Genomic DNA, 10,729 nt, shown 5'->3' with positions numbered 1-10,729 from the left:
TGTGACGGGTGCTCATCTCGGTGCTCCAGCACCATGCGCACCGCGCGCTCGCGAACCTCGGGGGAATACTTCGAACTTCTCATCTTGGCTCCATCATCTCAAACGAGGGAGCCTCCTTCAAAGCCGGGGCGGTTCACTGATCCGGTCGCGGCGGGAACACACGTATGAAATCGATGCGGCCAGTTTCATGCTGGCCAGTGAACAGTGGATCCCCGTGGAAAGAGTCTATGAATTGGCACTGGTGCAGGCGCTGGTGGCACAGCATCGTCGCTTCATCAAACCACTGCGCTATGACGCCAAGAGCGTGGCGGCCTTTCCCAACGCCTTGCTGCTGGATGCAGGGCCCGATCCAGTCCCTCTGCATTTGATCAGCCCGTTCATGTCGCCAAAAGAGCGCACGGAGAAGGAGCGGGCGGCAAATGGAAGCCAATGTCCGGCATGGGCATGGTCGGGCGATGGGCTGGTGCCAGCCTTGCCGTCGCCACCAACCGGGTTGCATTAAATGCTGGCGGGACCGTCGGAGCGCAGGTAAGCGAGGCCGTCCAGGCGTCGCGTCGATGTGTTGGTTCGGCTTGGCTGAGCCTATTGAGTGAGGCAACAGATCGCAAGGTTGGCTATGAGCGAACCTGGCTGGCTCAGCTTCGCCAGAACGAAGCTCCAAGGTAGCGGTTAGTGTTAGCCCGGTTGGCGGGCGGACTCCTGCTGTCCCACCTTCCCATTGCGATGCGGCTTACCGCCCGGGGCCTTTCTGGAGATCTCACTAAGGATGGCGCAGTCCTTCGCGTCCGTGCCCTGGCGACATTGACTGCGCAACTGTTTGAGTTCCAGTTCAAGCAAGCGCAGTTCCTTAATTCTCTGGCTGACTTGCCCTATATGAGCGTCCAAGATCTGGTTGACCTCGGCACAACTCTTGTCGGGAGAGTCAGTCAGCCGCAGCAGGACGCGAACCTCATCCAGCGTCATGTCGAGTGATCGGCAGTGGCGAATGAATGCCAGCCGCTGAACGTGTAGGCTTTCATAGATGCGATAGTTGCCAGCGCTTCTGGCAGCAGCTTGCAAAAGGCCTTCACGCTCATAGAAGCGGATGGTTTCAACCTGAACGCCTGCTCGCTCCGCCAGTTCACCAATCTTCATATCTACTCCTCATCGAATTCACAGTTGACTCTACACCTACTTCAGCGTTGATAATCGCGCGGGTCTGAATACGCGTCTGCCCGAAATGGAATTCTTCAAACGTTTGTGCTTTTGCACTGTTACAGCAGTTTGGATGCTCTTTGCTCATCTAAGTCATGCCGCGCAGCCGACGGAAGAAGCGAAGGCGCGACAGCTTTGGCAGCTGCTGGACTACATCGCCGTTGACTATGCTGGCGCGGTGAGCGGTGGTGCAGTGGTCAGTGAGGCGGAATACGCGGAAATGATCGAATTCGCCCAGAATTCCGTCAAGCACGCTGCCGCGCTCCCACCTCACCCGTCGCTTGCTCAGCTTCAGGCGTTGATCCAGCGTCTGCAAAATGCAGTTCAAGCGAAGACCGAGCCATCAGCCGTTGCCATATTGGCCCGCGACGCGAACGTCCTTCTCCTGAAGGCGTACCCTATACCCGTTGCACCGAGAACCGTCCCCGACCTTCTCAATGGACAACGCCTCTACCAAGCACAGTGCGCTTCATGCCATGGGGCAACTGGCGCTGGCGATGGCGCATTGGCGGGGCAGTTGGACCCCAAACCTGTCGATTTCACTGACGGCGACCGGGCACGTCATCGCTCAGTCATGGCGCTTTACCAGGTTGTCACGCAAGGTGTATCCGGCACATCAATGCCAGAGTTCAGCAAGCTGGATGAGGCGGACCGCTGGGCCCTTGCGTTTTACGTCGGAACGCTTTCTTACAACGAAGAGGTGCGCCAACGGGGGGCACAGTTGTTTGCAAACGATCCAGGCTCACGCGCGGCGCTACCCAATTTGAAGGCCCTTGCAACGGCGTCAGAAGTTACCCTTGCACAGTCCCTGCCGCCTGCTGATGCCGCTGCGGTGTTGGCATACACGCGTGCGAACCCTCAGATGCTTTCCGTCCCGGACGGCTCATCCGGCACCGCGCTGGCGCGCAAGCAGCTCAAATCCAGCGTTGAGGCGCTGCAGGCGGGCGACCATGCTGGTGCGACCCAACTCGCGCTGTCTGCCTATCTAGATGGCTTCGAGCCACTTGAGGCGGGCCTAGAGAGCCGCAACAAGGAACTGCTGGTGGACGTAGAGCGCAGCATGCAGCTATACAGATCGGCCATTGCTCATGGCGACATCGGGGCCGCCTTGCGGCATGCCAACCGATTGGATGGCCTATTTGTTCTGGTAGAAGCTGAGTTCGGAAGCGGGCGGGCCGACGCGATGGCCACTTTTGTTGGAGCCTTGACCATCCTTTTGCGTGAAGGTGTGGAAGCTCTGTTGATCATCGTGGCCATGGTGGCGTTCCTGCGCAAGTCGAACCGGCCGGAGGCCTTGCGCTACGTTCACGCAGGGTGGATCGGCGCCCTTCTGGCAGGCGGGGCCACCTGGCTGGTGGCCACCAGAGTCGTCAGCATCAGTGGCGCAAGCCGAGAAGTGACGGAAGGCGTGTCGTCGCTCTTTGCCGCCATCGTCCTGCTGTCCGTAGGGCTCTGGATGCACCAGAAGAGCAGCGCCGGACGTTGGCAGGCATATCTGAATGAACGCCTCTCCAGTGCGCTCACTGGACGATCGGCGTGGGCGCTGTTCGCACTGGCCTTCATTGCTGTGTATCGCGAGGTTTTCGAGACGGTGCTGTTCTACTCCGCTCTAGCAACAGACGGCAATGATTCGGCCCTGCTGGCCGGTCTAGGAATCGGCATGGTTTTGCTGACCATCATTGCGGTCATCTTCCTGAAGACCAGCGCCCGCATGCCGATCAGCCAGTTCTTTGCGCTCAGTTCCTTCCTCGTGGCGGCCTTGGCGATTGTGCTCGCCGGCAAGGGGATCTCTGGCCTCCAAGAAGCAGGCTGGTTGGCGGCAACGCCCGTGGACGGGCTGCGCTTGCCTATCCTGGGCATCTTTCCGACAATTCAAACCAACGTAGCCCAGGCCGTCGTGCTGACCGCCGCCTTGTTGGGCTTTGGAGTCAATGGCGTGCGGGCACGTCGCTTGGCCTCTGCTTAGTTGAGCCGCCGCCTGGATCTCGATAGTCGTCCTGATGGCAGCAGTTCGGTGCGGCGTCGCCGGACAGATTGAAAGGGGCAGGGATGTCTGTCGACAAGCTGATTGGTCCAGTTGGTGAGGACGTTCGGTCTTCCGTTCGCCATGATGCTGCCGTGGCGTCGACAAACCGATTCTACGAGGACCATGCGGTCGAATACTTCTCATGGACCTTCGGTGCCCAGACGCAGTTCGTCCTGGATCGCTTCCTGTCACATCTGCCGGCCAAGGCCTCCATCCTTGATGCCGGCTGTGGCTCCGGCCGGGACCTCAAATTCTTTCTTTCCCGGGGTCATTGTGTGTTGGGCATCGATGCCTCGACAGCCCTCGTGCAAATGGCGGCCGAGTATTCGGGCGCGCCATGTGAATTCGCTCGCATTGAAAGCATCAGCTATGAAGAACGGTTCGATGGGATATGGGCCTGTGCCTCATTGCTTCACTTGCCCCAGGACGTATTTCGCCCCGCGCTTCGTTGCCTGAACCGGGCCCTCAAAAGAGGCGGCACACTCTTCATGGCAGTCCAGGAGGGGCAGGGCGAAGCGATTCTTCCGGACGGCCGTTTGTACGTCTACTACTCAGAAGACGACATACGCAGGTCACTTGACGCCGCCGGGTTGGCGGTGAATGAACTGTGGGCGTCGCGAAATTCGGCTGATGCGGTGCGCCAGCCGGTATGGATCAATGTCATTGCCACTGTGCGATAGCGCGCCAGGACGACACTGACCGTCGGCATACCTCCCGTCAACGCGGCCAAGTCTCCGTTTTCCCTCCCCGCAACTCACAGACGACGATCAAGGCAGCACCGAGGGTGATGCCGATGTCTGCGACGTTGAATGCTGGCCAGTAGAACGACTGCCACCTGACATCAATCCAGTCCACCACCGCCCCGCGAGCGAGCCGATCGAGCAGGTTCCCTAAAGCACCGCCTAGGAGAAGCCCGAAGGCCAGCCGCTGAGGACGATCGGTTTGAGGCCGCCGAATCAGTACGACCAAAACAATCGAGGCGGCCACCGCCACTGCGCTGAAGAAGAGGCGCTGCCATCCACCTGCGTCGTGCAAGATGCAGAAAGCGGCACCTTCGTTCCGCCAGTGAACGATGTTCAGCACGGGGAGCCAAGGCTCGCTGGAGCCATACGGGAGCGCAGCTACCACCGCAGCTTTGCTTGCGGTGTCGATCAAGAATACGAATGCGGCTGCAAGGAAGGCGCGGGCAACGCGTGGATCAATTGTTTGGCGTATCGTCACTGGACCTTATCCCTCTCGCTGTAGGCCTGAGCAGGCGCAATCCGTTGAACACCACGACCAGGCTCGCATCCATGTCAGCCAGGATTGCCAGCCACAAGCTGGCGTGTCCCGTGAAGGTCATGACCATGGACACCGCCTTGGTGCCGATGGCAAAGGCGATGTTGGCTCACAGCACATTGCCTACCCGATGGGGGAGAGCGATGAACTCTGGCAACTTGCGCAGGTCGTCTTGCATGAGGGCCACGTCAGCAGTCTCAATGGCGGTGTCGGTGCCTGCTGCGTGATGGTCATGGCGTGCTCCTTGACAACATTTGAAACCCTGTAGCCGGTTCAGAGTCAAGGCCTTGGAAAATCCCTTGCGCACAGGGGGGGATATTCTGCGACTACTGCTCGGGCGGTTGAGCATCATGATTGTCTAGCTGCCCATCTTTGCCTTGACGGGTGTTGAGGGCAAGATGTTCCATCCCATGGCTTTCACGGTGGTGGCGGCTTTGTTGGGCGCCATGATCTTGTCGATGACCTTCGTCCCGGCAGCCGTTGCGCTGTTCCTGACGGGCTCGGTCAGCGAGAAGGAAAACCGCCTGATGGGCTGGGCCAAGCGCGGCTATGAGCCTCTGCTGGACAAGGCCATGTCCCGCCAGCCACTGGTGCTGACCATCACGGGTGTGTCGGTGGCCTTGGCCGTGTTGATGGCCACCCGCATGGGCAGCGAGTTCATCCCCAGCCTGGACGAACACGACATCGCTTTGCACGCGCTGCGCATCCCAGGTACCAGCCTGAGCCAGGCCATCGAGATGCAAGCGCAACTGGAGCGCAGCATCAAGGCCTTCCCTGAGGTCGAGGCGGTGTTCGCCAAGCTTGGCACGGCCGAGATCGCCACCGACCCGATGCCGCCCAGCGTGGCTGACACCTTCGTGATGCTCAAGCCACGTGAGCAATGGCCCGATCCCAAGCGGCCCAAGGATGACCTGGTCAAGGCCTTGCAGGTGGCCGTGATGAAGGTACCCGGCAACAACTACGAGTTCACCCAGCCCATCCAGATGCGCTTCAACGAGTTGATATCAGGCGTGCGCAGCGATGTGGCCGTCAAGGTGTTTGGCGATGACATGGACACGCTCAACGAAACCGCGGAGCAGATCTCCAAGGTGCTGGAGGCCGTGCCTGGGGCCGAAGATGTCAAGGTAGAACAAACCACCGGCCTGCCCATGCTATCTGTGAAGATCGACCGCGAGAAGGCTGGGCGCCTGGGCTTGAACGTGGGCGACATTCAGGACACGCTGGCCACGGCACTGGGTGGGCGCGAGGCAGGGGCGGTGTTCGAGGGGGATCGCCGGTTCGACATCCTGGTGCGCCTGCCAGAAAACCTGCGCAGCGACCTAGACGCTTTGGGGCAGTTGCCCATTCGTCTTCCCGCCAACGCCGCGGGTGAACACGAGGGCTTTGCCCGACTGGGCGATGTGGCCACGATGGACCTGACCCCTGGCCCCAACCAGATCAGCCGCGAAGAAGGCAAACGACGTGTGGTCGTAACCGCCAACGTGCGCGGGCGGGACATCGGCAGCTTTGTGGGTGAGGCGCAAGCCAAGATCGAAGCTGGGGTCAAGGTGTCAGCCGGTTACTGGACCACCTGGGGCGGCACCTTTGAGCAATTGCAATCGGCCTCGCGCCGTCTGGCCATCGTGGTGCCCGTGGCCTTGTTGCTGGTCTTCCTGTTGCTCTTTGCCATGTTTGGCAACGTCAAGGATGGTTTGCTGGTGTTCACCGGTGTGCCCTTTGCGCTGACGGGCGGTGTGGCGGCGCTGTGGCTGCGGGACATTCCCTTGTCGATCTCGGCAGGGGTGGGTTTCATCGCATTGTCGGGTGTGGCCGTGCTCAATGGCTTGGTGATGATTGCCTACATCCGAAGCCTGCGCGAAGGCGGCATGACCCTGGAGCCAGCGATCAGAGAAGGGGCCCTGACACGCCTGAGGCCTGTGCTCATGACCGCGCTGGTGGCCAGCCTGGGCTTTGTGCCTATGGCGGTAGCCATTGGCACGGGCGCCGAGGTGCAGCGGCCGTTGGCCACCGTGGTCATCGGCGGCATCCTGTCATCGACTGTATTGACCCTGTTCGTGCTGCCGCTGCTCTACCGATGGACGCATCGCACAGATGATTTTTCCCCTGCGAACTGATTGCCTCAACCCAAAGGAGTTCATCATGCTGAAACTGAAAATAGCACTGGTCGTTGTGTTTGCGGCCTTGACCACCGCCTGCACGACGGGGCCGCAGGTATCGAGCAACGCCTACTCGCAAGGTTGGCGGCGAGCGCAGGTTGTGGCCATCGAAAAGGATCAGTTGGCGGTGCGATCAAGCAAGGAAGATTGCCGAATGGCATTGGGTGCTGAGGCGGGCAAAACCCGGTTTGCCGTGGCTTCCTATAGCTATGGCGGCAATCCCAACCTGAGGGCAAAGCGCATCGTGGCGATACCCAATGATGTCGATGTCGAGGTGGGCGATTGGGTTGAGGTCAGCATCACCGACTGCCGTCTGGCGCTTAAAAAATAAACTCTGGAAGCAAGGGCCCTTGAGTCACGACATCCTTCCTTTCTGCCTGAACCTGCTCACCCATGATCCAAAAGTTGCTCTCTCATCGACACGTCGGCGTGATGTCCGCGTTGTTGGCCGCATTGTTGTTCGGTGTGAGCGCGCCGCTTGCTAAGGTTCTGCTCGCTCAGACCAGCCCATGGCTGCTGGCGGCGCTGTTGTACCTGGGATCCGGAATGGGTTTGTGGGTGGTGCGTCGCATTCAGCGTGTACCTCCGGTGACCCTGGCCTGGCGCGAATGGGGGTGGCTGGCAGGCGCCATCGTGACGGGAGGCATCGCAGCGCCTGTCTTGTTGATGACGGGGCTGGCTGGCATGTCGGCGTCTCAGTCGTCCTTGCTGCTCAATGCGGAGAGTGTGCTGACTGCCGTGCTGGCCTGGGTGGTGTTCAAGGAGAACGTGGACCGGCGCATCGCGCTGGGCATGGCCGCCATCGTGGCCGGTGCCCTGGTACTGAGTTGGCCAGGTGCTGCTGAGCACGTAGCCACTTCGACACTCTGGCCATCTTTGGCGGTGCTGGGGGCATGTTTGGGCTGGGCTGTGGACAACAACCTGACGCGCAAAGTCGCTTTGAACGACGCCGGTTTCATTGCCATGGCCAAAGGATTGAGCGCGGGCAGCACCAACCTGGTCTTGGCCGTGGCGCTGGGCGCGGGGTGGCCCGGTTGGGAGACCACACTGTCTGCGGGCTTGCTCGGGTTTCTCAGCTACGGCGCCAGCCTGACCTTGTTCGTTCTGGCGCTGCGGCATCTGGGTGCGTCGCGCACAGGGGCCTACTTCTCCGTTGCACCGTTCTTTGGCGCGCTGGTGTCTGTGCTGCTTCTCCACGAGCCTGTCACGGTTCAGTTGCTGGTCGCTGCGGCCTTGATGGCTTGGGGTGTCTGGCTGCACTTGTCGGAGGACCATGCTCACGAGCATTCGCATGAGGCCCTGGAACACGCGCATGAGCACGTTCACGATGCGCACCATCAACATGAGCACGCTGGCCCTGTCGTGCTGGGTGTGCCGCACAAGCACGTTCATCGCCATTTGCCTATGAGCCACAGCCACGCGCATTTCCCGGATGCGCACCATCGACACGGCCACTGAGGTCAGGACGACGTTGGCTGAAACGCAATGAAGGCCTTCCCCGCCAGCGCCATGCAGGCCCAGACCGCTGTCCCAGCGGCTTGGGGTGATGCCATCCACTTGCCACAGTCACGCCAAGGCCCCAAAAATGTAGACACCACCACAGACCGCGTAGGTACGCCCGGCCGCCGTGGGGTGCAGCGTCGGCAGCCACGGAGAACAAACTCAGCGCTGTCGCAGCAGGCAGCAGGAGCCACATGGACTTGCCCTGCTGGAGTACCAGCGCAGGCAGGTAGACCAGGATTTCAAGTGCGTCACTTTTTCTTGAAGCGCTGTAGCCGAAGGGCATTGCCAATCACCGACACGGAGCTCAGACTCATGGCCAGAGCCGCAATCAATGGGGACAGCAGCCACCCGGTCAGGGGATACAGCAAACCCGCTGCGATGGGAATGCCCAAGGCGTTGTAGAAGAACGCGAAAGCCAGGTTTTGCTTCATGTTGGCCACGGTCGCCATGGATAGCATGCGCGCCGTGGCAATCCCTCTAAGGTCGCCTTTGACCAGGGTGATCTGGGCGCTGTTCATGGCCACATCTGTACCCGTTCCCATCGCGACACCCACATCCGCGCGAGCGAGCGCGGGTGCATCGTTGATGCCGTCGCCCGCCATGGCCACCACGCACCCCTCTTTCTGCAGGCGCTCGACCAGCAAGAGTTTGTCTGCGGGCTTGACCTCGCCATGAACCTCATCGATACCCAGCCGTGCGCCGACCGCTTTTGCTGTGGTCTGTCCGTCGCCTGTGGCCATCACTATTCGGATACCTGCCTCCCTAAGGACGGTCAGTGCCTCAGGAGTGCTTGATTTGATGGGGTCAGAGACAGCCAGTAAGCCGGCAATCTGGCCATTGACAGCCAGGTACATGACGCTGGCGCCCTCCGCGCGCAACGCTTCTGCCTGCGGCACAAGTTTCTCTACGGGAGCCCCGATCTGTTGCATGAGGGTGGTGTTGCCCAGCGCCAAGCGATGACCATCTACCTCCCCTTGTACGCCAATGCCTGTGCCAGATTCAAAATTGATCGGCTTGTCCAAGAGCAGGCCCTGTTCACGAGCCGCTCGAACGATGGCATCGGCAAGTGGATGCTCGCTACCTTGATCGAGGCTTGCTGCCAACCTCAATACTTCGGTGGCGTCCCAGCCAGGCGCTGCCACTGCGCGGTCGTAGGCTGGCTTGCCTTCTGTGAGCGTACCCGTCTTGTCCACGATCAATGCATTGACCTGACGCATGCGTTCGATGGCCGCAGCATCCCTGAACAACACACCTTGCGTGGCTCCCTTTCCGGTGGCTACCATGATGGACATGGGCGTGGCCAAGCCCAGCGCACAAGGGCAGGCGATGATCAGCACAGATACCGCGTTGATCAGGCCGTACACCCAGCTCGGATCAGGCCCGAAGAATCCCCAGCCAAAGAATGTCAAGAGGGCAATGCTGATCACGGCCATCACGAAGTAACCGGCTACGACATCGGCCATGCGTTGCATGGGGGCCTTGGAGCGCTGCGCCTGGGCCACCAATTGCACGATCTGCGACAGCATGGTCTCCGATCCAACTCGCTCCGAGCGCATGATCAGCGCACCGTTGGTATTGAGCGTCGCGCCTATTACCTTGTCGCCTAATCGTTTGCTCACGGGAATGGGCTCACCAGTCAGCATGGATTCGTCCACGGCACTCGTGCCTTCCTCCACGACGCCGTCCACAGGAACCTTCTCTCCGGGCCTTACGCGCAAGCGGTCTCCCACGTGGACATGGGACAACGGTACATCTTCTTCGGTTCCGTCAGGCTTTAGCCTCCTGGCTGTCTTGGGCGCCAAACCCAGGAGCGACTTGATGGCAGCTGACGTTTGAGAGCGCGCTTTCAGTTCAAGCACCTGTCCAAGCAGCGTCAGAGAAATGATCACGGCAGCGGCTTCAAAGTAAACCGCCACACGCCCCATCGCCATGAAAGAAGCAGGAAAGACCTGTGGCGCAGCGGTGGCCACGACGCTGTACCAGTACGCCGCACCAGTGCCCAGGCCGATCAGTGTCCACATGTTGGGGCTGCGATGCACCACCGATAGCCAGCCCCGATAGAAGAAGGGCCAACCGCCCCATAGCACGATGGGTGTGGCCAGGATCAGTTCCACCCAGCTTTGGACGGTCATGTCCATCAGCCCCAGGTTGTGTCCGAACATTGCCAGCACGAATACGACGGCAGTTAGTGGAAGCGTCCACCAAAAGCGCTGCTGAAAGTCACGCAATTCAGGGTTGTCGTCATCCAGGATGGGAAGCAAGGGCTCCAGCGTCATGCCGCACTTGGGGCAGTTTCCCGGGTGGTCCTGACGAACCTCCGGGTGCATGGGGCAGGTATAGGTGGCGCCTGTGAGTTGCTCCGAGGCTGGTAACTGAGGAGGTGTTGCTTCAGCCTGCTGCGCCTCGTTTGGCAAGACGAACCGATCTGGGCTTGAGAGGTGTCACGGATCGCCGTAATGGAGCCAAGGATGTTCGGCGTAATGGAGCCAGTTTCTGGCTGCTGAACAGGGCTCCCGAGGGGGTTGAGGAACGGGGTTATTTTGCCGCTTTGGCGGGGGTGGATTTGACGCTG

At 60.4% G+C, this 10,729-nt stretch carries 8 protein-coding genes and 3 pseudogenes; 6 read left to right on the top strand and 5 right to left on the bottom strand.

All coding sequences use genetic code 11. The features are described 5' to 3' along the window. Positions 1-187: 187 nt before the first annotated feature. Positions 188-502, top strand: a complete 315-nt coding sequence (locus ABG80_RS23620) for a DUF1173 family protein (RefSeq protein ID WP_235513935.1) — start codon at positions 188-190, stop codon at positions 500-502. A 173-nt stretch (positions 503-675) separates the two neighbouring features. On the opposite strand, the gene cadR is transcribed toward ABG80_RS23620, so the two are convergent. After that, complete coding sequence (cadR, locus tag ABG80_RS17900; RefSeq protein ID WP_058088968.1) at positions 676-1,134, bottom strand: Cd(II)/Pb(II)-responsive transcriptional regulator; 459 nt, start codon at positions 1,132-1,134, stop codon at positions 676-678. 85 nt (positions 1,135-1,219) lie between these two features. Between cadR and ABG80_RS17895 the strand changes: the two genes are divergently transcribed. Beyond that, positions 1,220-3,160 carry a cytochrome c/FTR1 family iron permease gene (locus ABG80_RS17895; RefSeq protein ID WP_058088967.1) on the top strand — a complete coding sequence of 647 codons (1,941 nt, stop codon included), beginning with the start codon at positions 1,220-1,222 and terminating at the stop codon, positions 3,158-3,160. 83 nt (positions 3,161-3,243) lie between these two features. Continuing rightward, positions 3,244-3,900, top strand: a complete 657-nt coding sequence (locus ABG80_RS17890) for a class I SAM-dependent methyltransferase (protein ID WP_058088966.1) — start codon at positions 3,244-3,246, stop codon at positions 3,898-3,900. 37 nt (positions 3,901-3,937) lie between these two features. Here the strand turns inward: ABG80_RS17890 and lspA are convergent, their stop codons facing one another. Continuing rightward, positions 3,938-4,441 (bottom strand): signal peptidase II, encoded by a 504-nt coding sequence (lspA, locus tag ABG80_RS17885; protein ID WP_268761003.1) that lies wholly within the window; start codon positions 4,439-4,441, stop codon positions 3,938-3,940. Continuing rightward, a pseudogene (locus tag ABG80_RS23615) lies at positions 4,419-4,721 on the bottom strand (hypothetical protein); the annotation flags it as partial. The pseudogene ABG80_RS23615 and the gene lspA, both read right to left, overlap by 23 nt. A 103-nt stretch (positions 4,722-4,824) precedes the next feature. On the opposite strand from ABG80_RS23615, the pseudogene ABG80_RS17875 reads away from it, so the two are divergent. The 3 genes and pseudogenes from ABG80_RS17875 to ABG80_RS17865 form a co-directional block, all read left to right on the top strand. Beyond that, positions 4,825-6,612 (top strand): annotated as a pseudogene (locus ABG80_RS17875) (efflux RND transporter permease subunit); the annotation flags it as partial. A gap of 25 nt (positions 6,613-6,637) precedes the next feature. Continuing rightward, the gene (locus ABG80_RS17870; RefSeq protein ID WP_058088964.1) at positions 6,638-6,985 is read left to right on the top strand and encodes a hypothetical protein; all 348 of its coding nucleotides are present in this window, start codon (positions 6,638-6,640) and stop codon (positions 6,983-6,985) included. Positions 6,986-7,047: 62 nt separating this feature from the next. Next, positions 7,048-8,112, top strand: a complete 1,065-nt coding sequence (locus ABG80_RS17865) for a DMT family transporter (protein ID WP_152987728.1) — start codon at positions 7,048-7,050, stop codon at positions 8,110-8,112. 2 nt (positions 8,113-8,114) lie between these two features. On the opposite strand, the pseudogene ABG80_RS21645 reads toward ABG80_RS17865, so the two are convergent. Both ABG80_RS21645 and ABG80_RS17860 read right to left on the bottom strand, forming a co-directional pair. After that, positions 8,115-8,440, bottom strand: a pseudogene (locus tag ABG80_RS21645) (YnfA family protein). Next, complete coding sequence (locus ABG80_RS17860) at positions 8,406-10,484, bottom strand: copper-transporting P-type ATPase (protein ID WP_058088963.1); 2,079 nt, start codon at positions 10,482-10,484, stop codon at positions 8,406-8,408. The pseudogene ABG80_RS21645 and the gene ABG80_RS17860 overlap by 35 nt, the downstream one beginning before the upstream one ends. Between the last annotated feature and the right edge of the window lie 245 nt (positions 10,485-10,729).

The organism is Aquabacterium parvum (assembly GCF_001447195.1).
Taxonomy (GTDB): domain Bacteria; phylum Pseudomonadota; class Gammaproteobacteria; order Burkholderiales; family Burkholderiaceae_C; genus Aquabacterium; species Aquabacterium parvum.
The sequence above is the reverse complement of the archived record's forward strand: the minus strand, read 5'-3'. Positions and strand labels throughout refer to the sequence as shown.